Source organism: Pseudoalteromonas luteoviolacea (genome assembly GCF_018100925.1).
GTDB lineage: Bacteria > Pseudomonadota > Gammaproteobacteria > Enterobacterales > Alteromonadaceae > Pseudoalteromonas > Pseudoalteromonas obscura.
In genome coordinates this window covers 260,956-286,075 of the sequence record NZ_JAGJEH010000007.1, presented here as the reverse complement: position 1 = coordinate 286,075, position 25,120 = coordinate 260,956, and the positions used below count along the sequence as shown (strand labels likewise).

Sequence of the window (25,120 nt, the reverse complement as noted above, 5' to 3'; positions counted from 1 at the left end):
TACACTCGCTCAGAAAATTCAAAATAAGGACTATCAAATGCACAAGTTGAAACGTGTTCAATGGGCTTTTTGCGCAATAAATGTCGCATTGTTCTCACAAGTCAATGCAGCGGAAAAAGTCGATTTGAGTACCCAACATCAATTGTCGCAACAGCTATTTAATGCGCAATTACCTAGTTTACAAAACCAAGAGAATAGTTATAAAGAACAGGCTCAATCTTTGGTCCCCAATGGGCAAAAGCGGACGAAATATCAGCAATACTTTAAAGGCATCCCAGTATACGGGGCGTCGGTTGTGGCAAGCACCGATAAGCAAGGTAAAAGCTACGATTTTATTGGTCAATTTATTGCTAAGATCAGCGACGATATTCACAGTATTGACCCGGGGGGGGATTATCACGCCGCGCTGCAATTAGCTGTCAAAGCAGATGGTCGCAGCTTGGACCTGCAAGCGCTGGAAAACACCCATGGCAAACTATATGTTTGGTTGGATGAACATAGTCGAGCGCATCTAGTGTGGAGAGTTGGCTTTTTTGAATGGCAAGGAAAACAACCTACAAGCCCGCACTTTATCATTGATGCGCACACTGGCAAGGTGATAAAACGCTGGGATGATTTGCGCCGTTTTCAACCTGCAAAAGCGACGGGGCCGGGTGGCAATGGCGCGACTGGTGATTATCGATTTGGCCCTCAAGCGCGTTACCCAGCTTTGGACATACGTGAAGAAAATGGCGTGTGTACGCTGGACAATGCATTGTTTGCAACATGGGATCTAAAAAACAAACAAGGTGAGCCGGAGATCCACAGCTTTGCCTGTTACGACAATGACCAACGGGCAAAAAATGGCGCTAACTCTCCCCTCAATGATGCCCATGGCTTCACACAACAAACAATACGTATGTATCAAGAGCGGTATGATACTCGTCTTTATCCTGAAAAAATCAAAATTCAAGTTCACAGAGATGTCGATCTCGTTGGCGGGTTTTGGAACTACAATATTGCATCATTTGGTGATGGCAATCACGACTACTATCCATTTACAACATTGGATGTGGTTGCCCATGAGCTTGCGCATGGTTTCACCAGTGCCAATGCCCAGCTAGGATTTTTCGGCATTTCAGGTGCTTTGGATGAAGCGTATTCTGATATGACCGCAGCAGCCATGCATGACTTTTTAAATGGTGAGTTTAGCTGGAAAATAGGAGATGAGTTGAGTAAAAACGGCGGATTTACTCGAGATATGAAAAACCCTGTCATCAAACACATTGATGACTACAGTGAAAGCGCGGGACAGCATGCCAATGGTGGTATCTTCAGTTTAATCTTCTATCGACTTGCAACATCTGAAGGCTGGAATATTAAACAAGCATTTGATGTTATGACACAAGCCAATCGACTCTACTGGCACGTCAATACGGACTTCGACAATGCTGGGCAAGGCATGTATCTGGCGGCTAAAGATTATGGTTACTGTGTCAATGATGTTGTGTTGGCCCTAGAAGCTGCGGGCATTTATAGCAGTGGCGTGAAAGATGACAGTGGCTGTGAGTCCGACGGTAATATTGGACCACAAGCTAACTTTACGTATAACGCCCAAGATCTAGTCGTGGCATTCCAAGATACCTCTGTTGATGATAAAGGCATCGTGAGTTATTTGTGGGACTTTGGTGATGGCGCCACGTCAGCGCAATCTAGCCCAAACTATACATTCGCGAAGCCGGGTAGTCACAAAGTAACCCTTAGGGTGGAAGATGCGCTGGGGGAAGTGCATGTAAAAGTAGCCTATTTATCCCTAAAGGATAAAGGTTGTCGCTTTGAGCAGTGGGGTAATGACAAAGTTTTTGTACTCGGTAGTTACTCTGCGTATGAAAATAAAGTCTATCGAGCAAGGTGGTGGACGCAAGGTGAAAGACCAGATCTGAACTCGGGGACATTTGGTGTTTGGCGTTTTGTGCAGCCATGTGAAGGATGAGCACGCTTTATATGGCAATAACATGAGTTAGTAATATAAAAATGTCGTTGCCGGGACAGTTAACGTATGTTGAATAAACTGTCATGCCAGTGTGCAATAGCCAGAGCTGTATTCTGGCTATTGTTTTTTGCAAGTAACACATGCCCATTACTGCGTGGACACAGATAAAAGACTTCAAATTTATATATTCCACTTACTGCAGATATCTTTTATCTAGTCAGCATTTCAGTTATCAATATTTCAGTAGGAGTCAGGTACAGCGAGAGCACATGGTGAAGCCAATAATCGAAAGTTAAGAAAGCAAGCTTTTGGACGATACGTTTCGCCATGTCTACATGTAAGAATGCCACAACACAATTTGGTAATTATTTTCTTTCGTTCGGAGTCTATGGTAGTAGATATCTGTAAATGACTAAAAAAACAACTGACTTTAAAGGTATAAACATGAAACTTAGTAAAAGGATTGTTCTGGCTTCACTTTTCGCAGCGCCCTATGCATTTGCGCAAAACGTCGTGATTAACTTCGATGATTCACTTGATGGTGTTAACCATGCAACAAACTCGATTTCGGTAAATTTAATTCAACAGGGCAATATGCTTATCGGTAACGATGGCCAATACGTGACTTTGTCAGGTGAAGTCGAGGAAACCAATAATGCCTTCTACGGCAGTGGTCTAGAGCCTAGAGTTCACTTTAAACTCAATGACAATGGCAACGTAAAATGGTTTACAGGTACTCGAAATGCCTCAAATGTCTGGACAGGTACTTGGTACGGCTCTAACGGCAGCAAAGGGGACTTCGGTTTTGAATACAGTGATGCTTTAACAACCCCACCTGGATGTTCTGATGTTGTCCGTCTGGACTCAGATCCGGTATTCTCAGGCGGAGAATTTGATTACACCAGACCTCTGGATGAAACTTGCCTAATGGATACAGATGATGCGACAAAAGGCATTTACATGATGTCCGACAAAGGTGGTTTACCTTTCCCTATGTCGTTTTCAATTGAGTTGAAAAGAAACTTTACAATACAGTCTTTTAAGCTTGGTACTTACAATAATGGTCAAGGAAATAGGTTAACCACATTTACGCTGGAAGCTTGGGAAAATGGTGCTTGGGTCAAAAAGGGTGACTTTGAGTTTACCTCTAGCATTCCTAGCAAGGGGTTTGTCAGAGAGCTTTATAGATTACCTGAGGCTGTAACGACTTCCAAAATCAGGATCTCAGCAACAGGCACGGCTGATTATTATAATGCAGGACGTGTATTAATGTATGGTTTGTCATTCCACTGATAACTTATCGTCGATAGACAACTAAACCACCCACACTGTGGGTGGTATTGTGTAGTCATCATTGTGCGTCGTTCCTTGAAAGAAGTTTTACCGCAACAGGCATGACAACGTACGAGATCACGGGCACGATAAGTGCCACTGCAATGGCAACATGCAGCAGTTTATTTGCGCCAATAAATGGCGCTATCAGCTCAGGAATAAAATACACCAGTGGCAGTAATGCAAGGTAGTTGATCAAAGCCAGTAAATGTTGACTCGGTGTGCTGGTTTTCATAGTCATTGCTCCTATTGTTTGAGCTGAGGTTAGCGATGAGAGACAACGAGCAGTTGTGTATGCGCTCTAGCGACGATTTTTAGTTCTGTACTTCTAACTAAATCACCTTCTTTTATATCAAAGGATTCATCTATGTGGCGCAGCTCCGCGTTACCAGCAATAACATAAACCAATGCATCATTGGCTATCTCGATACTGTCAGCGGTATCTAAATGGACGATGTCCATTGTAGTGGCACTGGCAAAGGTATCGGTTTGTGATTGGCTACCGCCATAAATGCGTGTTGTACCTTTTGTTTTAGGTGTGTACGACTTATATTCAGCAGCTTGTCCAGATACCTCTGGCAGTGCCCACACTTGCAACATGCGATTCGGTTGTTCATCCGGGTTAATTTCATTGTGGCTGAAACCTTCACCGCCAGCCCTTTGAACTTGTACATCACCTGCTATTAAATCTTTGCCGTGTTCGAGCGAACCCTCGTGACTGACGCGCCCCTCTAGCACAATTGAAATGACGTCAATTTCGCTGTGTGGGTGCATACCTGATTGGCCGTGTGGCAGGTAACGGGCGTCTGCAAGGTAGACCATGCTACCCAACCCTTCAAATGTTTCCGGCTTTTTACGTCCGGCAAATACTCGACTGTCGGTTACCAGTCTGTGCTCTGTGATCCCTGCAAAACCGCCTAATTGTAATGTGTCTCTAGAAAGAATATTCATCGTGGTTTCCTATTGTGTTTAATCTGTTTCTAAGTGATGAGTAAAGTTTAAGGAAAGCCAGTTGTTTTATATATACCTATAAAATAGAATTACTTTTCCATATTCAACAACAATTGGGGTGGGTAATGGAGAAAACGGATCTGAACTCAATGCTGTTATTTTTATCTGTCGTGGATGCGGGCAGCTTTACCTTGGCGGCTGAGCGTCTCAATATGCCAAAGGCCAACTTAAGCCGAAAAATTACACAACTTGAAGCGAATTTGGGGATCACGCTGTTGCAGCGTACAACTCGATCGCAACATTTAACAGAAGCAGGGAGAACGTACCTCACGTACTGTAGGCAAATTAAGGAGCAGGTTGAGTTGGCCAATGCCAGTGTTGCGCAAGCACTCACCGAGGTATCCGGAGAACTCAAAGTTGGTATGTCTGTCGGTATGGGGCATGAGATCCTTAAGCCTGTACTGAGTCAGTTTATGCGTGCGCACCCACAGGTCAATTTACAACTCAGTTTACTAAACCGCCGAGTCGACGTGATTGATGAAGGGTTTGACTTGGTAATACGCATCGGCGAATTAGCCGATTCTCGTTTGATTGCCAAGCGTTTAGGGAGTGTTTCTCGCAGGTTGTACGCAAGTGACACTTATATGAAGCAGCACGGTCCGATAATATCTCCCCATGAGCTTGAAAATCACGCTGTGTTACTGATGAGTAGCATTCAAAAATCTGAAGTGGTCCGTCTACAAAATGGGGCGCAACATTGCGATATCTCTGTCGTCCCACGAATGCGCATTGACGATTATGTGGTACTCAAGCAAATGGTCTTGGATGGAGTAGGCACAGCCATTTTACCAGACTACATGTGTGCACAAGAGCCACAAAAAAATGTATTGCTTCCCATTTTACCTCACTGGCAGTTACCTGCGGTGGAGGTGTACGCATTGTATCCAAAAAACCGTTTACACATTCCCAAAGTTCGCGCTTTTGTCGAATTTATTCAGGGTGTATTTACCGATCGTTTGTCACAGCCAGAAAAAGTGTAAAAAAACCTTTACCTCAAGTTAAGTTGAGCTTTTAAAGTGTGTTCAACTTAAAGGAGGAAAGATCATGAAAGCACTCGTCAAAGCATATATATCTCAATTGGTTGTTGATAAAAATTCAACGTTTAATCACACCATGGAAAGTAAATAAGGTGCGCGTATGTATTTAGAACATGTCAATCTTGTAGTCAAAAATATAGAGTCGGCACTGCACTTTTATCGCGCTGCCTTTCCCCATTGGAAGGTGAGAAGCAAAGGTCATGGAGAGTGGTTTGGCAAGCCAAGACAGTGGCTTCATTTTGGTGACGACTACCATTATCTTGCTTTTAGTGATCATGGTGAGGGCGAAAATAAGGTGTTATCTGGACATCAGGTCGGCCTTGGTCACTTTGCCTATGTCGTGAATTGTATCGAAGGGGTTATTAAGCGCTTGAATGATGCGGGTTATACGGTGGACAAGACGGGGCCGCAGCACCCTTATCGTAAAAATGTTTACTTTATTGACCCTGACGGTTTTGAGGTGGAGTTTGTAGAGTATCAAAGCGATTTACCAGCTCAACGCAACAGTGACTAATGCGTGTTGCAATCTTCAAAAATACTTCATTTACTCGGTAGAGCGTCTATGAAAAACTATCTGTGGTAGTCGGGTGAGCCGTCACCCGGCGCAGATATAAAATTACAGTAAAAGGATCCTTTTGGTATGTCAGGTATCACCTTATATAGTTTTTCACTTTCTGGAAACAGCCATAAAATTAGGCACTTTTTATCTATTCTAGGAATAGAATATGAGTTAAAGCTGTTAGATCCACACACTCAAGAGCACAAATCCGATCATTTTGTAGCGCTAAACCCGTTGGGTCAGGTACCTGTGTTGGTTGATGGTGATGCGGTAATTTGTGACTCAAATGCGATACTCGTATACCTTGCTGAAAAGTACGATGAAGATAAAACTTGGTATCCGCAAGATGCGTTACTTCGCGCCGAGGTACAGAAGTTTTTATCTATGTCGGCTGGAGAGGTGCTCAATGGTCCAAATTTATATCGCGGTATCAAAGTGATTGGAAAGCCCGGTGACTTAGAGCAAACCTACGACAAGACAATTCACTTTTTCACTTATCTTGATAAGCACTTAAACGACAGAGACTATTTGCTCGGTACCAAACCGAGCATTGCGGATATCGCGTTGTACACGTATCCAAAGTTGGCTGTAAAGTCGGGCATAAACCTCAGTGACTTCGGTAATATTGCCAATTGGTTTGCCAGAATTGAAAGCGGCTTACACTATGTCAGTGCACCTGAAAAATAACACCAGAAGTGGGTGCTATTAGATGCATATGTTGCCGTGTTTAAGTGGATTAAATGCGGCAATACGACAATGGTTGCTAGAAGCTACTTATTAAATTCAGCCTGTTTTTCGTCGGTTAATTGTACTTGTTTCATATGTACAAAGACTCGCCAATAGAAAAAACTTGAAAAAAAGAGTGTGACGCCAACATCAAGTAAAGTAGCGTCTCCTAAGACCTCGAAGCCAGCGAAATCAAACAAAAAGTAGGTTGCAAAAACCACTGGCATAGAAAATACAATAAAACGAATACCGACCACCCAACCTATTGACAAGTATCGGCGTAAAAAATCTTTGCTTGTTTTGCCTCCATTAACTCGATAGCAAAACCAAGTTCCAAAAGTCAGTACACATATGTCTACTAAGGTGCTCAAGTAATCGAATAAATTTGAGTTCTCAGAATATGTAACGGACAACGATAGCAAAGCCAAAGTTGCAATGAGGTATTTTAGGTCGCATAAGGTGGTCAATTTGTTTGCAACTAAATCCAGTTTGAGCTTTGAGATATTCCAAAAATACATGTTTCTTCCTGCCTGAGCGTAAAAGCATATTTGATCTTTATTTAGGTTACTACGAATGTCGCTTTTAATTGAACAGAAAAATCCAAACCTTGGCTATTAACACCTAAATAATAATTATATTTATATATTTCAATCTATTACCATTAAAATTTGAATAAGTCTAATGCCGGAAAGCGATAAAATAATTAAGTAAAAACATTTGACTTATTGTTTTAAATCGTCATTATTAATGAGGTACACGGCACGAATATGTGGTGATTTTGATTACTGACATTGCAAAATTGATTACGTTGACCCGAAATGTTTGGCGTGATCGCCGAGGTGTTTTGCACTCGCATAGGAGGCCTTTTGTGTGCTTAAAATAATTAGTAAAAATAATAGACTTATTAAGCGGTGATTTTCAAAGGAGATTGTTATGAAATTGTCCCACGCTCTCGCAGCCAGTGTTTTGCTGACTGGAAACGTATACGCATTAGAACCAATTTACGATTCAGATAGTAACTCAGGTAGAACAACTCAGTATAATCATGGGCCTGTGAAAAGTGTTATGGTGCAAACTAGTTCTGCGCACTATTTTGCGGCATATCTAACCCTCAATGATCAGGCCAGCTGCGCTGATGCGGGGCTTTACAATGAAGCGGGTAACAAGTTAATAGCGCAGCTGAACGTTGCTGATAATAAATCAGTATCTGGCCCTGTAGCTGAGGGCCACGAAACCCTAGCTAAAGTACTCAAAGTTACTTGCTATGACGCCGAAGGCAGTAGTTATAGTGTACATCATAAAGTGCCAGCAGCACCCGCCATCACTTATGATAGAGCGATGCAGTTTGATAATTGGAATGTTGGAGGAGGCAGAGTGCCTGGTTACTTTGAGTCGGTACATTTGACAACCCAACTATCAGTTAATACGTTTGCTCCTGATGGACAATGCAGTATTCTTCGATTTCCTAATGGTGATGTGCCAGCATTATTTAATGGTAAGTTCAGCGTCGAAAACGTACATAGTGATTTTTATAGCCATGGCGGAAAAGTCGCTTACGACGCGTATAGTTCTTCGCTTACTTACGCAATAAAGTGTGTCAATGCCGGCGGTATGACAATGTTATTTGATGAGTGGACTATTAATGAGTTTGCTCAAAGTGCTGAGTTAAGTACCAACTATTATTAACTTTTACGGATAAAGGGATGAGAGCACTCATCCCTTTATATTTATTTTTTATTACAAGTGTAACTTTTTTGATCATTTCCTTAACAAGGCACGTCAAGTCCATTATGCTAGTGGCGATATTTCACTCAAATATTTTTTAAAATATAAATAACGATAGATTTTTATTCTTAGGTAGGAATTATGCTCAAGACCGCCAGCAAAGGACAGTGGGTCATAAATCATCGGCAGTTGAGCTTACATAATGACACGAAAGTAGTGGAACTAGACTCTAAACAGTATGCGCTGTTAATTTTGCTATTGAAGTATAAGCATCAAGATGTCAGTAAATCTCAGATCCTTTCAGAGGTGTGGGGGCAGCGTGTTGTTAGCGAAGATGCGATATATGTGACAATCAATGGACTCAGAAAGCTACTTGGTGACGATGCTAAGTCGCCAAAATATATTAAAACAATTTCAGGCATTGGTTATCGCTGGATAGGGCCTCCACTGTGCGATGCATTGCCATCATCTCTTGATAGTTTGTTATTAAAAGCAGCATTGTGTTTGGTTGCAATTTCAATGATTGTTTTTTGGCAGATGCCGCGAGAGCCCGTCAAAGAGGTGATCCCTGCGCATCTAACTGAACCATTTAATCAAGCGCGCTTTATTATAAATAATCACCCGGACGATATAGATAAGGCCATAAGTTTACTTAAATCAATAACGGTTGAGCAACCTAAACTCACAGAGCCCTTGGTTTGGTTAGCAAAGGGTTATTATTATAAGCTTCGCCCACAGATGGCTGATTATCATCAAGCTAAACAACACTTAAAGGCAATTTTGGAACGTATTCTATTACGAGATCCCAAACATAAAGAGGCGAATCTACTGTATGCCAAACTTTTGTTTATGGGGGAAATGAATACTCAAGATGTTGAAACTTACTTTTTAAATGCGCTTCCAAATAGTGAAGCTCATCATATGTACGGCCAATATTTGCTTGCCGTAGGTAGATTGGAAGAAGCATTAAAGCACATCAAGATTTATCAATCCCTCGAGCCTGATGGTTATTCTAGTGAAAGCGTTGCGTGGGTTTATATGATGAGCTTGCGATTTGATGAAGCGTTTTCAGCACTAGATAAACTGAGGCCGTATTCACAGAGCAATCGATTTTACCATGTATGCCTCAGAGCAATTTATGAACAACTTGGTCAATTTGATCTGGCAGTTAAAGAGCTTGTTTGGGTCATGAAATTTGAAGGATATAGCAACTCAGAAATTAAGATGGTTGAGCAACAATTTGACGTCCATGGTATTGAAGGTGTCTATCGTTGGTTACTTTATCATGATACTCGTAAGGCAGATATTGGGCATTATGAGGCTCCGATGTCTCAAGCTCGGTATGCTGCTGCAATTGGAGAGACTAAGTTAGCGCTACATTACTTGGAGCAATCGCGGTTAGCTGGCCAGTATGCCTTTATGTGGATTGCGGCAGATCCTCATTTTTTACCGCTAAAACAGGAAAGTGGATTCAATCAATTAGTGCAAGAGTACATTTTAAAAGTTGATAAATCAGGGGCTTAATAATTATTAAGAAAGTTTTAGGCCGTATTCAGGACTTCTTTTCTACGTCAGATTAATGTCGCACTCGAATTTAACTAGGAGTGCACAATGACAATCTATAAAAAAATAATTGCAGCCTTCATTTTGGGGCTGCTATCTATCTTGTCGACTGTAACCGCTTTGGCGAAAAGCGGGGATTACCTATATAGCTATCAGACTGGCAGTGAAAACTGGGGGAGCATAACACTTAAAAATCATCAGGCTTATTTTGGTAGTGATAATGGCAAGGTGTATGCGTTTGATATTGATAGAGTGAAAACGCGTTGGGTATTTACAACTGGCGATAAAGTTCGCTCGAAGCCGCTTGTTGATCACCATAGAGTGTTTTTTTCTAGTGATGATGGATATCTATATGCTTTGAATCGTTGGAATGGAAAACTACTGTGGAAGGCCAGCCTAAATGACAGCGATCACAATCGTATATTGCCGGCGAATCACGCTCCGTGGGAGTTTGACTACACCAAATCTAGCCCAGTGGCCGATAGTAACTTTGTCTATGTTGGCAGTGCCGATTCAAATTTTTATGCCATTTCAAAACGTACAGGTAAGATTCAGTGGCGTTTTAATACTGGCGGAATGATCAGAGCGACCGCCAGTATTTATCAGGGCAAAGTATTTGTTGCGAGTTGGGATGGCTATGTTTATGCACTCGACAAGCAGTCAGGCGAACTTGCCTGGCAATTTAAAACCCAAGGCGCGATACCTTCGAGTCCAGTGATACTCGACGATATACTCATAATCGGCTCTCGTGATACATACTTGTATGGCCTAGACCCTCACAGTGGTCAAGTGGTGTGGAAAAAGGCATTGCCAGGTGGCTCTTGGGTTGAGTCGAGTGCTGTTGCAGACACCGGAGGTGACTATTTCTATATTGGCAGCTCTGATGCCAAGTTACTGTTTAAGATGGCAGTTGAAACAGGAGAGATTGTTTGGCAAGTGGCGACGCCTGGCTGGAGTTGGGGGCAACCTGTTGTTGACCAAAAACATGTTTATATAGGCTCGACAGGCCATGATGAACCGGGTTGGTATGTTACTCAACGCGGGTTTATGGCGCTAGAAAGAGAGTCGGGAACAAGAGCTTGGCATTATCAACCCACATTGATTCCGGGATTTGTACATGGTGGTGTGTATGCCTCACCAGCGGTCGGTGCTGGTAAGGTGTTGGTACCAGATCTGGATGGCTTTATTCATGTTTACCAACAGTAACTAGGCGATGAGGTTTTAATCCAGTATTAAGGCACGTAACTGTGCCTTAATATTTTTCCAAAAAGCCTAGTATGGCGTACTAATTTGACCAAAATGGTAACTGGCTCGCGCTGAGTGAGTGTCGTGGCAAACACGCTCTGGGTCTAATCAGCGTGGTACCTTAATACATTTTTATGGTTAAGTAGCGTAATTACGCCAAATAAGATGGCTAAAACGACGAGGAATAAATACCTAGGAAGCGAAAAGTCGGCTGCTGGGCTTTTCGGTGGCGCATAAGAGTTAGCAAATTGCAATTCCACCGCAGGCTGGGTCGGGAAGTGGAGCTTATGGCCGTCTTTGGTAACAAAGTAGGCTGTATCTATAACGATGTTTGTTTTGGCTGCATCGACATTACTTTTAAAGAACACACGTGCAATTCGGTTGGTGCTAAAAATACTTTTTGCTGGTGTTGATTGGTTTACGGTGTAACTGATAGTTCCCGAATGAATATTTGCTAGATTAACTTTCTCTGTTAGCGCTTTATGATTAAATAAATTGCCATGTTCCAATTGAGGAGATGTTGCTTTGTCGTGTGGTGGTAACATGATTAATTTTTTGGGATCATATTTTAGTGTTAAATGTACGCCATATATGGCTGGTAAGTCGTCTGCCATAATGTCAACATAAAACTCGCTTCCCGTTTTGATTTGGTCTACTGGTAGGCTTATGTATATCGAATTGTCACGTGCACTGATAGCGGTCACAAAAAGAAGCAAATATATAGCGATTACCTTTTCCATCTGGCACTCTCATCTTATCTTCAATTAAAGTATGTAGTTACACTAATCTATAGCTTAGTGCGTAAATCACTTTTATTAAATACGACCTGTAGCCAATAACTTGAAAATTTCAGTATTGCGGCGCTTGTCATATTTTGGTTTCTGATGGCAGAGTAAAATACTATTGTGTCAAAATAATATAAATAGTGTGTTTACCCCAATTGACTAGTAAATTGAGTTCAATTTACACAACAAGCCCTTCTTCCAAGCCGTATTTGACTAATTCGGCAGCTTTATTGACTCCAAGCTTTCTCATCGCCTTTGTTCGGTGATTATCAACAGTTTTTATTGAAATACATAGTGCATCGGCAATTTGTCGGTTGGAATTGCCCTGTGTGATATAGCTGACGATTTGTTTCTCTCTTGCTGTAAGGAGAGACTGTGTAGTGGCTGCCCTATATCGCGCTAATTCACTCTCTATGTTAGGGCTAATAAACGAATGACCGGCTGCGACAGTTTGCAAGGCTTGATTGAGTGTATCAAAAGCTTCACTTTTGGAGAGGTAGGCGTCAGCACCAACCTCAAATGCGCGATGAATGACCTTAACATCATCATGCATGCTGAGAAAAATGATGCGGGTTCTTAATTTGCGCCGCTTAACGTGCTCACACACTTTGAGGCCACTCAAATCGCCCATTGAAATATCTAGTATCGCTAGATCAGGTTGATATTGAGAAATAAATTGCCATGCTTGCTCGCCAGTGGCGACGTCACTAATATTATATTGAGTTTGTGATCTCTCGATCAGTGAACGCAAGCCCTGACGCACTAAATGGTGATCATCCGCGATTAATATGGTTAAACTATTTTCTTTTCCGTTACCCATTTTAACTCCATGTATATACTTATCTCGCAAAAGCTTGGTTGAGATAATAGTTCTAAACTATTGCCTTATTAATAAATAGCGTCGATTTTTTGTTCTTTTTTCAGGAAGTAACCGTGTTTACTGGCCTGTAGCAACTAAAAGTATACGGCTATCAGATGGGTAAGTATTTTATATGTAATTGATTACGGTGCATATCGCTATCGTTAAGATTGTGCACAAATTTGAATAAGACGTACTTGGTGGTGTTTGCGGGCTTGGTTTTAACGGTGTTATGTGGTTATAAGAGCTTGTATTTTAAGGCTTCACAGCCATAGGAGCACCATAAAGGTGCGCCCATTAGGTTGCTATTACATGGCAAATTATTGCTAACCGGTATGAATAATTGCTATGTAATTGAATGGCTAGTAAACAGTCATGTAGTTCACAGTTACATCGCCTTCGCGGTACAGTCCGTGCTCTTGATTGAAGTTCACGTCGATGGTGACTTTTGCATAGTCTGTTTGAAGCGAATAATTACCGCCACTTGGCGTCGAGTAAGTACATTCAGTTTGTGCATATAGGTATTCAGGCTGCATTGGCGTCACAAAATAATTAATGACTTGAGTATGACAATTGTGGAAGCGATAGCCTGCATCTTTAAGCTGTGTTCTGATAGCTTGATACTTACGACCATATTCAAGCACTTCTTGAACACTTGCATAACCCGCTTGTGCAGACAGCTCTTGAGCTGAAACATTGGCAGCGGCCGCAGCGGCAATAAGTGAGAATAATACGCCAGTTTTCATAGTTAGTTTCCTTTTCTTGAGAATAAATAGCCTTATTGGCTGATAAAAAGTTAAGTGTACGGGGTTGTTTATGTCGTGCCATTTCCTTCACAACATCAAACTACAAGACAAATCACCTTGTGTTCGCACACCATTATTAAACGAATAAATGAAGTTAATATTTATGATTAAAGTCAAAAAAATGAAGAAAAAATTTATAAAATGAAATTTATGGGCATTAAATAGTCAATTTATTTTGTTGTATGAATTATTGTTTCTTTTGCTTTAGTGTTGTTATTAGCAGTGTTATAAATTAGGGAAGAAATGGCCTTTTTCTTAAGCAAAAAGCGGTGCAAAACCATAATGTGTGTAAAATTTATGCTAAGTTGATAAAGGATGAGTTAATTTGTATAAGTTATGTACTATTTATTCGGTTTGGCGGCGTTGTTTTATTCAGGTGTCGCGGTTGCAAAGGAATACAGTGTTTTGGTGTATCACGGCGCGAATCCGCCATACAACTATATTCACAATCACCAACCTACAGGGATTTTTAGTGACTTGTTTGCTCGACTTGGTGAGCTCACTGGACACACTTTTAAGTTGGTACCTTGGTCTGTGGCACGGGGTCAAAAGCTATTTGATATGGGTAAAATAGACATTGAGCCCGGTGTCAATCCTATTTGGCGTGCACAAAGAAAAAATCCAGGGATCTATTCACGGTCTTATGCATACTCTAAAGAAGTGGTATTGGGTCGTGAAGGTGAACGGCCAACCGTCGATCCAAAATCTTTTTATGGTAAGGTTTTTGGTCGTGTAAGGGGTTATCGTTACGGACAGTTTGAATCTCACTTTGGTGAAAACAAAATTTTACTCTATGACAATGTTTCTGAAAAAGAGCTGCTGTCTCAGCTGGCTCACAAACGAATTGATTATCTCATGATCGGTGATGTAACGGCTGCATATTATCAAAAACACAACCCCAACTATGCGTCATTCAAGGTTGTTTTTGAGATCAGCAAGTTACCAGTGCATATGCGGTTACAACCCCATTTACAGCAATTGCAGGCGGAACTTAATCGAGCACTGCAAGTAATGCAGCGCAATGGCGAGATTGAAGCCATCTATCGTCAATATGGTGCATTGAACCAATAGCGTGCTAGACGTTATGACGCTAGTTGGGATGACAGTATATCTATAAAGTATCTAACCTTTGGAGAAAGGTGCTTGCGGCTGGGATAGACCACGTAGACTTCCACAGGCCTTTGCAGGTAGGCTTCGAGTAAAATTTCAAGCTGGCCTTGTTCAATGGCATCAGCTAGATAAAATTCGGGCAATCTAGAAATGCCTATTCCGTCAATTGCCATCGCTGCCTGCATATGCCCGTTATTAATATTGGCTCGCTTTCTAACATCAACGGTAAATGACTTCCCAGCCTGATCTGTAAACTCCCAGCGATCTGGGTGCTTTAGGTTACTGTAGCAGATGCAGTGATGTTTGCTTAGCTCTCTAGGGTGGTGGGGCTTACCATATCGCTCTATATATTTGGGGCTAGCAACAACTAAGGTTCTGCAGCGGTAAATACGTTTACAGATCAAACTAGACTCTTCAAGTTGGGTGGTTGCACGAATTGCCAAATCAAAGCCGTCTCCAACTACGTCTACCGCCCGGTCATTGAGCTCCCATTCAATAGTGACATTCGGATATTTGCGCAAATACTCTGTGACTGCCGGTCTGAGGTAATCCAAACTAAATGCGACAGGGCAGCTAATCTTAAGCACCCCCTTGGGTTTATTTTCCTGATGCGTAAGCAGTTGTAGCGTTTGTTCAGCATCACTGAGCAATTGCACACAATGCTGATAATACACTTCTCCGTCAGGGGTAAGTGCCAAAGTTCGGGTTGTTCGATTGAGTAATCTGACGCCCAATCGAGCTTCTAAGCGATTGATAACTTTACTGACATGAGATGGTGAGTGGCTAAGTTGTTCTGCGGCCAATGCAAAGCTATTGCATTGTACGACTTTAACAAAGACTGGAATCCCGTCAAATACATTATGATTCATATGGAAATAGTAAGTTTACATTTGCCCTATTAATGTTTATTAAAACTTAATCTACACTGTTTGTCATCAAGTCGAGTAAACATATTTGACAACCCACAAAAAGTTAATTTGGAGAACATTATGAAAGTACTAGCATTTGCAGCGAGCAACAGCCGTCAGTCAATCAACAATGCACTGGTAAAATATGCGACGTCACAAATTGAGAACGCAGAGATAGAAATTTTAGATCTGAATGATTTTGAGATGCCGATTTACAGCATTGACCGAGAAAAAGACAATGGGATCCCAGAGCAGGCCCAAAAATTTTACGACAAAATAGGCGCTGCGGATGCAGTTATTGTCTCATTTGCTGAGCATAATGGTTCTTATACAGCAGCGTACAAGAATATCTTTGACTGGACTTCTCGTATTGATATGAAAGTGTATCAAAATACCCCGATGGTTCTTTTGGCAACATCTCCTGGTCCTGGTGGAGCACAAAGTGTGTTAGGTGCTGCTGTGAACTCTGCACCGTATTTTGCAGCTGATGTAAAAGCGCACTTATCTGTCCCTAGTTTTTTTGACAACTTTGATATGGAAGCGGGTAAATTAACTAATGGCGAAATCAATGACGCCTTGAGCAACGCACTAAAACAATTGGCAAACTAAATTAACAAGTTTGTTCCCAAATATACTGTTTTTGCAGCTGCCAGTATCAACGCAGAGCAGCTGCAATTTACAGCCTCTGTTGCAATTTAAGATCATAAGCTTTTCACGCTTCGCAAAAAACAGCTTTACAAATTAATAAGATATAATAGAATCTTAGCGTCTTACTTGGGGCTATAGCTCAGCTGGGAGAGCGCTTGCATGGCATGCAAGAGGTCGGCGGTTCGATCCCGCCTAGCTCCACCAAACCTTATCCAGCATATTCTTGCAACAGTACCAAACTGCACAACTTAAATGAATGTATCCACCAAGATTGGGGTGAACGCATGGATGAAAACAAACAAAGTATATTTAGAGATATACCCAGAGATTTATCAGATGAATTTTTCGAAGTCATTGCCAGTAGCGGTGATGTTAAAATTGAACGTATTATCTCTAGAGGACATACTTCTCCGCAAACAGGATGGTATGATCAAGCGCAAAATGAGTGGGTAATGGTGCTGCAAGGTGAGGGGCAACTCACGTTTTCAGACGGTCGTATTGTGACCTTGGTTGCCGGTGAGCATATTCATATTCCTGCACATTGCAAACATAAGGTAAGCTGGACTAAACCGGATACTGATACTATTTGGTTAGCGGTTTTTTACACCTAGCCACTTGCTTAATACAGATTCTAGCTTAGCCATTTCAACGGGTTTTGCGACAAAGTCATCCATGCCAGCACTGTAATACGTCGCGATGTCCTCTAAAAACACATTGGCAGTAATCGCAATGATCACCATTTGACTGTACTGGGGGTGCATTCTCAAGTGTTTAGTCGCTTCAATACCATCCATCTTAGGCATATGTATATCCATGAGGATTAGATCAAAATAGGTTTGTGCCACTTTTTCTAGTACTTGCTGGCCATCTTTGGCTAATACGACACGCAAACCAAACTTTTCTAACATAGCACTGATCACAACCTGGTTAATTGCATTATCCTCAGCAAGTAAAATCTTCCCACTGAGTTGCATACACTGATCAGTTTTTGCTGCGCTATAGTCGATTAAGCAACAAGGTTTAAATGGCCATGTAAAAGCAAACGTTGCACCTTCTTTTGGTGTGGATTCACAATATATGATCCCGCCAGCAAGGCTAACTAGCTGTTGGCAAATACTCAATCCAAGCCCAGTTCCGCCAAAACGTTTGGTGGTACTGTCGTCTTCTTGGCAAAACGGGTCAAAAATTTTATTTTGTTGCTCTTTTTTTATACCAATACCAGTGTCTTTAACTGCGAATAACAATTGTGTCGCATCATTTGGATTGAGCTGGACCAAAATAGATATCTCGCCTTGAATCGTAAATTTATATGCGTTGCTCAATAAGTTGAGTAACACTTGTTGTAACCTGTGTTTGTCGCTGACAATTTCAACTGGAGTATCAGTCACTATGGAGTGTGATAAGGCAATAGGCTTTGACTGAGCCCTTGACTGAGTAAGGTGCAGTAAATGTGCAATGGTACTTTTTAGTTCAAACGGCTCTTCGTATAAATTGATTTGCCCTTGCTCAAGTTTTGAGATATCCAGTATGTCGTTTATGAGAGTCAATAAGTTACTGCCTGAAACACTGGCGAGTTTGAGAAGGTGTTTTTGTTCTTTGTTGAAGCTTGCTTCTTGCTCTAATAGCTGGATAGTGCCCAAAATACCATTCATGGGTGTGCGGATCTCATGGCTCATATTGGCTAAAAACCGACTCTTTGCAGTAACTGCGAATTCGGCTTCGCGCTTTGCTTTTTCGAGTGCTTGAGTTCGTTTCTCTACTCTGGATTCCAAATCACTTTCTCGCGCGTAGATGGTGTCACGCATAGTTTCAAATGTACGGCTCAGTTCAGCAATTTCATCACTGCCTTTGGTTTTGAGGTGGACGTTGTAGTGACCTTTGGCAAGTGATTTTGCAGCATATGTTAAACGCGAAATAGGGCTATACAATCGATATGCTATCCACCAAGCCACAAGCATACTCAATAATGTAGCAAGCGTGAGTGTCAGCAGTAACTTTTCTTTGAGGGTTTGCACTGAAGCAAAAACGACTTGTTCAGGCAAAACTACAGCAAGACTGTAATTGGCTGCGGGAATGGGGGCATAGAAGATAAATGCATGTGTCTGATTATCTAGCATTAGTTGCCCATGTCCTTCAAGTCCAGCGATCATTTTGATGCCAAGTGCTTTTAGCAAGGGATCTTGCTCTTTGGTGATCCTGTTGATTGTACTAGCTTTTTCACCAATATCATTGAGCACGAAGTTGCCATCTTTATATTGATGTTGAATGGTTTTATTGGTATTCCAGTGGTACATATAAATACCAGTATTAGACACCAGCATAAATTTGGCTTGCGAGCCAAATTGCTGTAGTACATGGTCTTTGACATTAACAATGAGTCGATCGACTTCACGCCAGGGAATACTGCCCCCTAATAAGCCAACGACCTTGTTGTCATGGCTTAAAACTGATGCAGCAACAACAATCTGCTTAACGCCCGTTGTGTATGAAATCATGGGTTCAGAGACATATACCCTAGGGAGCTGTTCAATGTTGTTATTTATGGTGTATTGCCAGTAGTCTCGCTGCTTAATGGTTTTTATTTTGGCTTGTGGATCAGAATCATCAAAGGTGCGCAACATTTTGTGATGCGGGTTTCCCCCTTCGGTATTATGAAAGCTGCCATCAGCATGCCCTACAATAAACTTTTCGTATACGCCGTGGTGTGATTGCTTTTCGGTGTTTAGGATAGGTTTTATTTGGTTAAAGTCCATCGTTCGAAGAGCTGGTTGTCGCGCTAAGGTTGAAATTTCGGACTTACGTTGAGAAAAGTAGGCGTTAAATAATGCTGCCGCACTGAGTACCTCTGATTGCGCTGCTCGAATACTCATCTCTCCCGCTTGGCGTGCACTGTGGAGCATTGCAATGAAAAAGATAACAAGCATTGGCACTAAAGCTGTGACAGCTAATACCAAAGGAAGCCGGGTTTTAAGTTGCATAGGCGCAGCAGGACTGAACATTTAACTCTTATTTTAGTCAAGAATCAGTAGGTGCGATGCTTAAAGTCAGTTTAGGTCTGACCGAAAATAATAATACATTTAAATTCAGTTGCTTAAGGTGATTCTTAAAAGTTTAAAAATACCGTGTTACTGTTTGTTATTCTAAATCAAAAAAACTTTGTCTTTAGGGTGTTAATTTATGTATGAATGCATGGCGCAATAAAAATGATGAATAAAACAAAGTGTCGGCGTAAATCTATAATGCAGATATATGAGTCCGCTGGATTGAAAACGTTACAGTGAGCATCGTGTCTCACAATAGAGCTGCGTTTTCGCTCGGTAGGGTAACACGACGTAATCGTGAGGTGATCAAATCATTAAAAGTGTAAAACTGTGCCAAATTATGACTATTGTATAAAGTGATTTTGCCATCAACTAGGTAATAAAAAGCGCGTTGGTTATAGCGCTTGGAAATAGATTGAGCAAGTGTTAATGGGAGGTCTAAACACACACTCAACTCACGATAAGACATGTCATGATTACCACCGTATAGATATTTAATTGTTGACGGTAACCGAGACAATAACGCAATATATTTTTGTTGTAAGCTGGTATTCTTCTTCCTACTTAACTGATGACCATGTGTATTCCACACGCTTATAATTGCACCATTCTTATAATGGTGAATTGGCATTAAAGGATAGAAGTATGCTTCTTTGTAAAGTAGCCATATATTTTCTGAAATATGCTGGTTTTTGGCATTGGTAGTTATATTACTCATTGTTATTATTCTTGATTGTTGGAATATTCCATTTATTTTAACTGTATCGCTCATCATTGTCAGAGTTTACAACGACAGAGTCGTAATTAAGAGTCAATAAAAACTACAAAGTAGTTTTTTCTAGCCTCGTTCGGCAAGTCTTTTCAATCAACTTAACTAGTTAAACGTATAATATAACTTCTACGAAAGTCATTGCTCCTTACTTCACGTCAGTTTCACATCCACTCCCTTATTGTGATACTCCCAACCAAAAGGAGAGTCGTTATGAAAAGCCTCACTATGCTAACCAGTATTGCACTTTTTAGCTCAGTTGCCGCTGCGAAAGATCACACGAATGTATTGATGGTGGTCAGTAGCTACGGTGAAGTAAATCAAAACCAAGAGCTTGTAAAGCCAGGGTACGAATTTGGTGAATTAAGCAAAGCGTATCATGTATTTAAACGCCATGGTATTCAAGTCACTATTGCTTCTCCGTCTGGTGGTGAACCTATCGCAGACGAATATGATAAGTCAGCAATTTATAATCAAAAATTCCTGAATGATAAGACTGCTGTGGCCTCTCTGACAAACAGCTACAAACTGGCAGATATTGATGCCAGTAAATTTGATGGCATATTTGTTGTTGGCGGTAAAGGTCCGATGTTCGATTTACATCAACATGAACCGCTAAAGCAAACTATCTCAAAAGTTTATGAAAATAGTGGCGTGGTTGCAGGCGTGTGCCATGGGCCAGCGGCTTTTGTTGACGTAAAATTGAGTGATGGAAGCTACTTGGTAGAAGGAAAACGAGTTAATGGGTTTACCAATGCGGAAGAGCACGCATTTGGTTCTAAGTGGTTAAAAGATTTCCCATTTTTATTGCAAGACAAACTAGAAGAGCGCGGTGCAAAATTTGAGCAAGATGGCGTGATGTTAAATCAAGTCACTGTCGATGGTCGATTGATCACAGGCCAAAACCCTTTTTCAACCGTGGATACTGCACGGGCAATGGTGACAGCCATGGGCGTTGAACTACTGTCAGCTCAGCCCTATCAAGATGATGCCAGTGTCAATTTGTATGAGTTATTTTTAAGGGATCAAAATGCAGCCATTCAAAAGTTGGAAGCAACACCAGCACTTTATGACATGAAAATGCTTGCTATGCTCAGTGTTTTTCAAATTAAACATGCCACAACGGAGTATCAAGTTGATGCCAGTGCACAGCTACTAGAGTATGTGTTACCTAAGTTTTCACACCCCGTATTAGCAGTCTCGCTTGCTCAAGCCTATGTGCGTATGAATCAGTCAGATAAAGCGTTAAAAGTTTTACAATCAAGCGCGAAACAGTTTCCTGAAAACGAAAAAATCAAATCTTTTATGGCATCCCTTTAGAGGGTTACGAGGGCCTAAAAATGGGCCCTTTTAAGTCAAAATTAAGAAAAAAATACTACATCATGAATTTTACTAATGTGGATAAAAAAAGCCTAAATAATTGACTGTCATGAATACTGAAATAAACAGCAATTTTCTAAAATAAAGCGAGGGTTTTTTGTTCTCATATGTGTTTTTTTTGTATAAAACTTGTGTATCAACAGTTGACTGTTAAGGTTTTTTGTCTCTTTTGTGGTCAATTGGGTAATATGTTTCTATTAACAAAAGTCATGTGAAAATATGGCTTAGTTAATACCAATTTACTGCCTAGAGCGATAAAATATAAGCGCTTTTAAAGTCATATATAAAGGAAGTATATTGTTGATCATGAATTTAAGTGATAAAGAAAATACTGACTTTACCTTTGCGGTATTTGGTCATTATGCACTGAATAAAAGGAAACGTTCGTTAACATTCTGCGGTGAAAGGGTTAAAGTTGAACCCCTGATCTACGACTTGTTAGTTTACTTTATTCAGCACAGAGATCGCGTGATTAGCCGCGATGAATTGTGTCGAGAGATCTGGCAACAAGAGTATGTTGACAACAACGCGATAAATCGTGCTGTGTCAGAGCTACGTCGCAGTATTTCAAAACACAATCTAGAAGGTGAAGTAATCAGAACTCATTACAAAAAAGGGTATAGCTTTAACTTAAATGTGAAGTTAGATCCACGTCCAGGCCTATTTCAATGGCTAACACGACTGTTTAATCAGTCCCCGATGAGAAGAGGAAAGTTAACATAAATAAGCACCAAGTTATGAGAAAATAGAGCTAAATGTTCTTAATTTTAAAAATAAGTATAAAAAAATTCATGTTTCGTGCTTAAGTTAATTTATGAGGGTAATAACTCACTTTTACTCTCCACTTGGTGCCCACTTTTTCTTAAGGTGGCGCAAGTATTTATGCTTGGTAAAACCGATAGAGCAGATCAATCGCACTTTTTACCAAGCTCCCCGTTATTTCACAATCATTTCACAGATCCGCATGATAAGCTGTAAGCAATAACCCAATTTCTACGGTATTAATATGGATAAACACTCGTCTATGCGCAAAATGGATATGCAATTTAAAGTACTCGTGGTTGAGGACAACCTCGAAATCAGCCGCAATATTGCAGAGTACTTTGAACCACGCGGATTAGTCTTGGACTTTGCTTACGATGGCAAGCAAGGCGTGGATCTTGCCTTACAGAACTATTATGACTGCATTATTCTCGACATCATGCTTCCAGAAATGGATGGGCTAGATGTGTGTAACACCCTGAGAAATAAAGCCAGCCGGCATATTCCTATCATTATGTTGACTGCACGCGATGCGTTGGATGATAAATTAGCGGGGTTTGAAACAGGCGCAGATGATTATTTAACTAAGCCATTTGCGCTGGAGGAGTTATTTGTTAGATGCTTGGCGCTCGCTAAGCGTCACTTGCTTAACTGTGAGAAAACTTTACAGCTTGGCGACTTAAGTCTTAATGCTCAAACTCAACAAGTGAAGCGTGGCGGTCAAGAAATTATCTTGCAGCCGATCCCACTTAAAATATTGCAGCTGTTAATGGAGCACCACCCAAGGCCTCTGAGTCGTAGTGAGCTCAGTGATAAAATTTGGGGAGATGACCCTACAGACTCAGATGCGTTACGATCCCATGTTTATCAGCTTAGAAAGGCGATTGATAAGCCATTTGACACAGCGATCATTAAAACGATTCACAGTGTTGGTCTGGCTTTGGATATTGCATAATCTTATGAAAGCTCGTCAATTACGCACTAGAATCATTGCCTATTTTGTTGGCATATCGTTATTTATCAGTTTGTTATTTGGATTCGTCTGTTTTCTTTTTGCTTATACAATTGAAGATCATCTATTTAATGTATTGCTCAAAGATGAAGCAGCATATGTCTCCAAGCAGTTAAACTTGGGCAACACACCGCAACCTCGACTTGATTTTATTCAATACTTGGAGCATAAGCAGCAATTACCCATATTTATAAAAGAGGCATTGATCGAGGAGCCACGCGCTGTTGAATTTGCCTCAATAGACGATAAGCACTATCACCTAATGTGGTTAGATAAAGGGATTTTACTGGCCGAGGTCAGTGAGCAACTGGTAGTTAGAAAAATAAAAATGGGCATGTTTAACTTCCTGCTAGTGGCGCTCGCAATCGTGTTGATTGTTGCTATATTACTGGCCTTCATGTCACTTGCCATGGCTAAAAAGCTGCTTAAACCCCTCGATCGGTTGGTTGATATTGTTGCGCAGGCGCCCGTTGAGAAGCTGCCACAGAACTTCTCCAATCAATTCGTGAATGATGAGATTGGCGGTTTTGCGCGTACACTTGAACAGGCTCTGGATCGAATTCGTCAATTTATTGATAGAGAGCAAGCATTTACCAGAGATGCTTCACATGAGCTGCGCACTCCTATTGCGGTTACACAAGGGGCGCTGACCTTGCTACAGCAAGAAGCATTGAATGATAAACAACAAGCCTTGGTAGAGCGTGCTGTATCAGCACAGGCGCAAATGGCGCAAAGCGTTGAGATCCTGCTAGCGTTGGCCAGAGAAGAAACAATCAACCAAACAGAAGTGAAACTGCTACCGCTGGTTGAAAATTGTATCTTACAGCAAGCGCATAAAATTGAGAGCAAAGATATATCGGTAGAGATCAACGTGCCTAGTGGCGCTACCATTGCGCTTGGTGAAAGTGCTTTAAACTTGATATTGAGCAACCTGATTGGAAACGCATTTTCCCATGTAGACAAAGGCACTGTCACGGTGAACTTTGCGAACAATATCTTGAGTATCGTAGATACGGGTCAGGGGATCCCAAGTGATATACAAGGGCGAATTTTTGAATCAGGGATCAAAGGTGAGTCAAGCTCAGGATTAGGTATGGGCCTATCTATCGTGTTTAGGTTATGTCAAAGATTAGATATCCACTTATCTCTAGATAGCAGCGAACAGGGCAGTGCATTTCATCTCACTTGCCCAAAAAATTAGGAATTTGAGGCATTAGCCTCAAGTTTCAGTTTTGCTTACCCAGTTATAGTTTTACAGGTGTAGGTTGCTTAACTAAGCCCTTATAGAGTAGTTCTTGTGCAATTCGCTCCGATAACATCGACGCGATGGTCTTGTTGTGATCTCGAAAGGTTTTTTGCGCTTTTACAACACCAGTTGCCGTCATGGCTTTATTTTGGTCCCCTTTGTCAAATAAAGTAATTTGAAACTTGTCCGTTAGATGTACAGTGGTATACGACGTATAGTTAGTCGAGGGGGTGCCCATTGACGAATACGAAGGTGCTGAGTTTGCGGTGAAAGCATGTGAAGCTTGGCTTTCTTGTGAAAGTAGCTCTATCTGCAATCGTGCTTGTGCACCCGTTTTGGCAAAAACTTGCTGCCATGTTTGCTGGTTGTACTCCCGTGTTGGAGAAAAGGTATCGATCGCTTTGACGCACTTGACCTCACTGAAATTAAGGTTGATTTGTTTGCAAACCCTGTCCTCAATCAGTGTTTTCAAGGTTAAGTCGGTGATTGCTGCGTCAACCAAAAAACTTGAATATTGGGTGGTTTTAAATTGCGGATCAACATAACTTTGCATCTCAACTGATGCACAGCCAGATAAAATCGTGACGGCTAATGCTGTTACAAAATACTTCTTCATTTCAATTT

Annotated in this window: 25 protein-coding genes and 1 tRNA gene; 16 read left to right on the top strand and 10 right to left on the bottom strand. The window is 41.2% G+C overall.

The window, feature by feature from the left end; genetic code table 11:
* Positions 1 to 37: 37 nt before the first annotated feature.
* Both J8M00_RS16765 and J8M00_RS16760 read left to right on the top strand, forming a co-directional pair.
* A complete protein-coding gene (locus J8M00_RS16765) occupies positions 38 to 1,972 on the top strand; it encodes a M4 family metallopeptidase (protein WP_211011682.1) in 1,935 nt (644 codons plus the stop codon).
* Positions 1,973 to 2,416: 444 nt separating this feature from the next.
* The gene (locus tag J8M00_RS16760) at positions 2,417 to 3,265 is read left to right on the top strand and encodes a hypothetical protein (protein WP_211011681.1); all 849 of its coding nucleotides are present in this window, start codon (positions 2,417 to 2,419) and stop codon (positions 3,263 to 3,265) included.
* Positions 3,266 to 3,323: 58 nt separating this feature from the next.
* Here the strand turns inward: J8M00_RS16760 and J8M00_RS16755 are convergent, their stop codons facing one another.
* Positions 3,324 to 3,539, bottom strand: a complete 216-nt coding sequence (locus J8M00_RS16755; RefSeq protein ID WP_211011680.1) for a hypothetical protein — start codon at positions 3,537 to 3,539, stop codon at positions 3,324 to 3,326.
* A gap of 29 nt (positions 3,540 to 3,568) precedes the next feature.
* Positions 3,569 to 4,255, bottom strand: a complete 687-nt coding sequence (locus J8M00_RS16750) for a pirin family protein (protein WP_211011679.1) — start codon at positions 4,253 to 4,255, stop codon at positions 3,569 to 3,571.
* A gap of 125 nt (positions 4,256 to 4,380) precedes the next feature.
* Between J8M00_RS16750 and J8M00_RS16745 the strand changes: the two genes are divergently transcribed.
* The 3 genes from J8M00_RS16745 (at position 4,381) to J8M00_RS16735 (ending at position 6,598) form a co-directional block, all read left to right on the top strand.
* Complete coding sequence (locus J8M00_RS16745) at positions 4,381 to 5,295, top strand: LysR family transcriptional regulator (RefSeq protein WP_211011678.1); 915 nt, start codon at positions 4,381 to 4,383, stop codon at positions 5,293 to 5,295.
* A gap of 157 nt (positions 5,296 to 5,452) precedes the next feature.
* The gene (locus J8M00_RS16740; RefSeq protein ID WP_211011677.1) at positions 5,453 to 5,866 is read left to right on the top strand and encodes a VOC family protein; all 414 of its coding nucleotides are present in this window, start codon (positions 5,453 to 5,455) and stop codon (positions 5,864 to 5,866) included.
* Positions 5,867 to 5,992: 126 nt separating this feature from the next.
* Positions 5,993 to 6,598: a glutathione S-transferase family protein gene (locus J8M00_RS16735; RefSeq protein WP_211011676.1), complete on the top strand. Its 606-nt coding sequence runs from the start codon at positions 5,993 to 5,995 to the stop codon at positions 6,596 to 6,598.
* Positions 6,599 to 6,681: 83 nt separating this feature from the next.
* Here the strand turns inward: J8M00_RS16735 and J8M00_RS16730 are convergent, their stop codons facing one another.
* The gene (locus J8M00_RS16730; protein WP_211011675.1) at positions 6,682 to 7,155 is read right to left on the bottom strand and encodes a hypothetical protein; all 474 of its coding nucleotides are present in this window, start codon (positions 7,153 to 7,155) and stop codon (positions 6,682 to 6,684) included.
* 415 nt (positions 7,156 to 7,570) lie between these two features.
* Here J8M00_RS16730 and J8M00_RS16725 point away from each other — a divergent pair, with 415 nt between their 5' ends.
* The 3 genes from J8M00_RS16725 (at position 7,571) to J8M00_RS16715 (ending at position 11,131) form a co-directional block, all read left to right on the top strand.
* Complete coding sequence (locus J8M00_RS16725; RefSeq protein ID WP_211011674.1) at positions 7,571 to 8,323, top strand: hypothetical protein; 753 nt, start codon at positions 7,571 to 7,573, stop codon at positions 8,321 to 8,323.
* Between the two features lie 180 nt (positions 8,324 to 8,503).
* On the top strand, positions 8,504 to 9,886 hold the full coding sequence (locus J8M00_RS16720) for a winged helix family transcriptional regulator (protein WP_211011673.1): 1,383 nt from the start codon (positions 8,504 to 8,506) through the stop codon (positions 9,884 to 9,886).
* Positions 9,887 to 9,973: 87 nt separating this feature from the next.
* On the top strand, positions 9,974 to 11,131 hold the full coding sequence (locus J8M00_RS16715; protein ID WP_211011672.1) for a PQQ-binding-like beta-propeller repeat protein: 1,158 nt from the start codon (positions 9,974 to 9,976) through the stop codon (positions 11,129 to 11,131).
* A 143-nt stretch (positions 11,132 to 11,274) separates the two neighbouring features.
* Here the strand turns inward: J8M00_RS16715 and J8M00_RS16710 are convergent, their stop codons facing one another.
* The 3 genes from J8M00_RS16710 to J8M00_RS16700 all read right to left on the bottom strand — a co-directional run bounded on the left by J8M00_RS16710 (position 11,275) and on the right by J8M00_RS16700 (position 13,560).
* Positions 11,275 to 11,910 (bottom strand): cohesin domain-containing protein, encoded by a 636-nt coding sequence (locus J8M00_RS16710; protein WP_211011671.1) that lies wholly within the window; start codon positions 11,908 to 11,910, stop codon positions 11,275 to 11,277.
* A gap of 223 nt (positions 11,911 to 12,133) precedes the next feature.
* Positions 12,134 to 12,775 (bottom strand): response regulator, encoded by a 642-nt coding sequence (locus tag J8M00_RS16705; protein WP_211011670.1) that lies wholly within the window; start codon positions 12,773 to 12,775, stop codon positions 12,134 to 12,136.
* A 401-nt stretch (positions 12,776 to 13,176) separates the two neighbouring features.
* Positions 13,177 to 13,560: a hypothetical protein gene (locus J8M00_RS16700; protein ID WP_023398258.1), complete on the bottom strand. Its 384-nt coding sequence runs from the start codon at positions 13,558 to 13,560 to the stop codon at positions 13,177 to 13,179.
* 396 nt (positions 13,561 to 13,956) lie between these two features.
* On the opposite strand from J8M00_RS16700, the gene J8M00_RS16695 reads away from it, so the two are divergent.
* Positions 13,957 to 14,691, top strand: a complete 735-nt coding sequence (locus J8M00_RS16695; RefSeq protein WP_211011669.1) for a substrate-binding periplasmic protein — start codon at positions 13,957 to 13,959, stop codon at positions 14,689 to 14,691.
* A gap of 11 nt (positions 14,692 to 14,702) precedes the next feature.
* Here J8M00_RS16695 and J8M00_RS16690 read toward each other — a convergent pair whose 3' ends face one another.
* Positions 14,703 to 15,599 (bottom strand): LysR family transcriptional regulator, encoded by an 897-nt coding sequence (locus J8M00_RS16690; protein ID WP_211011668.1) that lies wholly within the window; start codon positions 15,597 to 15,599, stop codon positions 14,703 to 14,705.
* Positions 15,600 to 15,719: 120 nt separating this feature from the next.
* On the opposite strand from J8M00_RS16690, the gene J8M00_RS16685 reads away from it, so the two are divergent.
* From J8M00_RS16685 to J8M00_RS16675, 3 genes are all read left to right on the top strand, one after another.
* Positions 15,720 to 16,247: an NADPH-dependent FMN reductase gene (locus J8M00_RS16685; RefSeq protein ID WP_211011667.1), complete on the top strand. Its 528-nt coding sequence runs from the start codon at positions 15,720 to 15,722 to the stop codon at positions 16,245 to 16,247.
* Positions 16,248 to 16,414: 167 nt separating this feature from the next.
* Positions 16,415 to 16,490: transfer RNA gene (locus J8M00_RS16680), tRNA-Ala, on the top strand.
* 80 nt (positions 16,491 to 16,570) lie between these two features.
* A complete protein-coding gene (locus J8M00_RS16675) occupies positions 16,571 to 16,897 on the top strand; it encodes a cupin domain-containing protein (protein WP_211011666.1) in 327 nt (108 codons plus the stop codon).
* Here J8M00_RS16675 and J8M00_RS16670 read toward each other — a convergent pair.
* Positions 16,877 to 19,285, bottom strand: coding sequence for a hybrid sensor histidine kinase/response regulator (locus J8M00_RS16670; RefSeq protein WP_211011665.1), 2,409 nt, complete (start codon positions 19,283 to 19,285; stop codon positions 16,877 to 16,879). The genes J8M00_RS16675 and J8M00_RS16670 overlap by 21 nt on opposite strands.
* 292 nt (positions 19,286 to 19,577) lie before the next feature.
* Positions 19,578 to 20,045, bottom strand: coding sequence for a DUF3293 domain-containing protein (locus J8M00_RS16665; RefSeq protein ID WP_211011664.1), 468 nt, complete (start codon positions 20,043 to 20,045; stop codon positions 19,578 to 19,580).
* A gap of 264 nt (positions 20,046 to 20,309) precedes the next feature.
* On the opposite strand from J8M00_RS16665, the gene J8M00_RS16660 reads away from it, so the two are divergent.
* The 4 genes from J8M00_RS16660 to J8M00_RS16645 all read left to right on the top strand — a co-directional run bounded on the left by J8M00_RS16660 (position 20,310) and on the right by J8M00_RS16645 (position 24,451).
* The gene (locus J8M00_RS16660; RefSeq protein WP_211011663.1) at positions 20,310 to 21,416 is read left to right on the top strand and encodes a DJ-1/PfpI family protein; all 1,107 of its coding nucleotides are present in this window, start codon (positions 20,310 to 20,312) and stop codon (positions 21,414 to 21,416) included.
* 366 nt (positions 21,417 to 21,782) lie between these two features.
* The gene (locus J8M00_RS16655; protein WP_247687440.1) at positions 21,783 to 22,199 is read left to right on the top strand and encodes a winged helix-turn-helix domain-containing protein; all 417 of its coding nucleotides are present in this window, start codon (positions 21,783 to 21,785) and stop codon (positions 22,197 to 22,199) included.
* A gap of 283 nt (positions 22,200 to 22,482) precedes the next feature.
* Positions 22,483 to 23,193 carry a response regulator transcription factor gene (locus J8M00_RS16650; RefSeq protein ID WP_247687430.1) on the top strand — a complete coding sequence of 237 codons (711 nt, stop codon included), beginning with the start codon at positions 22,483 to 22,485 and terminating at the stop codon, positions 23,191 to 23,193.
* Between the two features lie 4 nt (positions 23,194 to 23,197).
* Positions 23,198 to 24,451 (top strand): sensor histidine kinase, encoded by a 1,254-nt coding sequence (locus tag J8M00_RS16645; protein WP_211011661.1) that lies wholly within the window; start codon positions 23,198 to 23,200, stop codon positions 24,449 to 24,451.
* Between the two features lie 43 nt (positions 24,452 to 24,494).
* Here the strand turns inward: J8M00_RS16645 and J8M00_RS16640 are convergent, their stop codons facing one another.
* On the bottom strand, positions 24,495 to 25,112 hold the full coding sequence (locus tag J8M00_RS16640; protein WP_211011660.1) for a lipoprotein: 618 nt from the start codon (positions 25,110 to 25,112) through the stop codon (positions 24,495 to 24,497).
* Positions 25,113 to 25,120 lie beyond the last annotated feature (8 nt).

What these genes read in the sequence shown, in the direction of transcription:
- J8M00_RS16765 (WP_211011682.1), top strand. Translation starts at nt 38, where the DNA reads ATGCACAAGTTGAAACGTGTTCAATGGGCTTTTTGCGCAATAAATGTC.
- J8M00_RS16760 (WP_211011681.1), top strand. Translation starts at nt 2,417, where the DNA reads ATGAAACTTAGTAAAAGGATTGTTCTGGCTTCACTTTTCGCAGCGCCC.
- J8M00_RS16755 (WP_211011680.1), bottom strand. Translation starts at nt 3,539, where the DNA reads ATGAAAACCAGCACACCGAGTCAACATTTACTGGCTTTGATCAACTAC.
- J8M00_RS16750 (WP_211011679.1), bottom strand. Translation starts at nt 4,255, where the DNA reads ATGAATATTCTTTCTAGAGACACATTACAATTAGGCGGTTTTGCAGGG.
- J8M00_RS16745 (WP_211011678.1), top strand. Translation starts at nt 4,381, where the DNA reads ATGGAGAAAACGGATCTGAACTCAATGCTGTTATTTTTATCTGTCGTG.
- J8M00_RS16740 (WP_211011677.1), top strand. Translation starts at nt 5,453, where the DNA reads ATGTATTTAGAACATGTCAATCTTGTAGTCAAAAATATAGAGTCGGCA.
- J8M00_RS16735 (WP_211011676.1), top strand. Translation starts at nt 5,993, where the DNA reads ATGTCAGGTATCACCTTATATAGTTTTTCACTTTCTGGAAACAGCCAT.
- J8M00_RS16730 (WP_211011675.1), bottom strand. Translation starts at nt 7,155, where the DNA reads ATGTATTTTTGGAATATCTCAAAGCTCAAACTGGATTTAGTTGCAAAC.
- J8M00_RS16725 (WP_211011674.1), top strand. Translation starts at nt 7,571, where the DNA reads ATGAAATTGTCCCACGCTCTCGCAGCCAGTGTTTTGCTGACTGGAAAC.
- J8M00_RS16720 (WP_211011673.1), top strand. Translation starts at nt 8,504, where the DNA reads ATGCTCAAGACCGCCAGCAAAGGACAGTGGGTCATAAATCATCGGCAG.
- J8M00_RS16715 (WP_211011672.1), top strand. Translation starts at nt 9,974, where the DNA reads ATGACAATCTATAAAAAAATAATTGCAGCCTTCATTTTGGGGCTGCTA.
- J8M00_RS16710 (WP_211011671.1), bottom strand. Translation starts at nt 11,910, where the DNA reads ATGGAAAAGGTAATCGCTATATATTTGCTTCTTTTTGTGACCGCTATC.
- J8M00_RS16705 (WP_211011670.1), bottom strand. Translation starts at nt 12,775, where the DNA reads ATGGGTAACGGAAAAGAAAATAGTTTAACCATATTAATCGCGGATGAT.
- J8M00_RS16700 (WP_023398258.1), bottom strand. Translation starts at nt 13,560, where the DNA reads ATGAAAACTGGCGTATTATTCTCACTTATTGCCGCTGCGGCCGCTGCC.
- J8M00_RS16695 (WP_211011669.1), top strand. Translation starts at nt 13,957, where the DNA reads ATGTACTATTTATTCGGTTTGGCGGCGTTGTTTTATTCAGGTGTCGCG.
- J8M00_RS16690 (WP_211011668.1), bottom strand. Translation starts at nt 15,599, where the DNA reads ATGAATCATAATGTATTTGACGGGATTCCAGTCTTTGTTAAAGTCGTA.
- J8M00_RS16685 (WP_211011667.1), top strand. Translation starts at nt 15,720, where the DNA reads ATGAAAGTACTAGCATTTGCAGCGAGCAACAGCCGTCAGTCAATCAAC.
- J8M00_RS16675 (WP_211011666.1), top strand. Translation starts at nt 16,571, where the DNA reads ATGGATGAAAACAAACAAAGTATATTTAGAGATATACCCAGAGATTTA.
- J8M00_RS16670 (WP_211011665.1), bottom strand. Translation starts at nt 19,285, where the DNA reads ATGTTCAGTCCTGCTGCGCCTATGCAACTTAAAACCCGGCTTCCTTTG.
- J8M00_RS16665 (WP_211011664.1), bottom strand. Translation starts at nt 20,045, where the DNA reads ATGAGTAATATAACTACCAATGCCAAAAACCAGCATATTTCAGAAAAT.
- J8M00_RS16660 (WP_211011663.1), top strand. Translation starts at nt 20,310, where the DNA reads ATGAAAAGCCTCACTATGCTAACCAGTATTGCACTTTTTAGCTCAGTT.
- J8M00_RS16655 (WP_247687440.1), top strand. Translation starts at nt 21,783, where the DNA reads ATGAATTTAAGTGATAAAGAAAATACTGACTTTACCTTTGCGGTATTT.
- J8M00_RS16650 (WP_247687430.1), top strand. Translation starts at nt 22,483, where the DNA reads ATGGATAAACACTCGTCTATGCGCAAAATGGATATGCAATTTAAAGTA.
- J8M00_RS16645 (WP_211011661.1), top strand. Translation starts at nt 23,198, where the DNA reads ATGAAAGCTCGTCAATTACGCACTAGAATCATTGCCTATTTTGTTGGC.
- J8M00_RS16640 (WP_211011660.1), bottom strand. Translation starts at nt 25,112, where the DNA reads ATGAAGAAGTATTTTGTAACAGCATTAGCCGTCACGATTTTATCTGGC.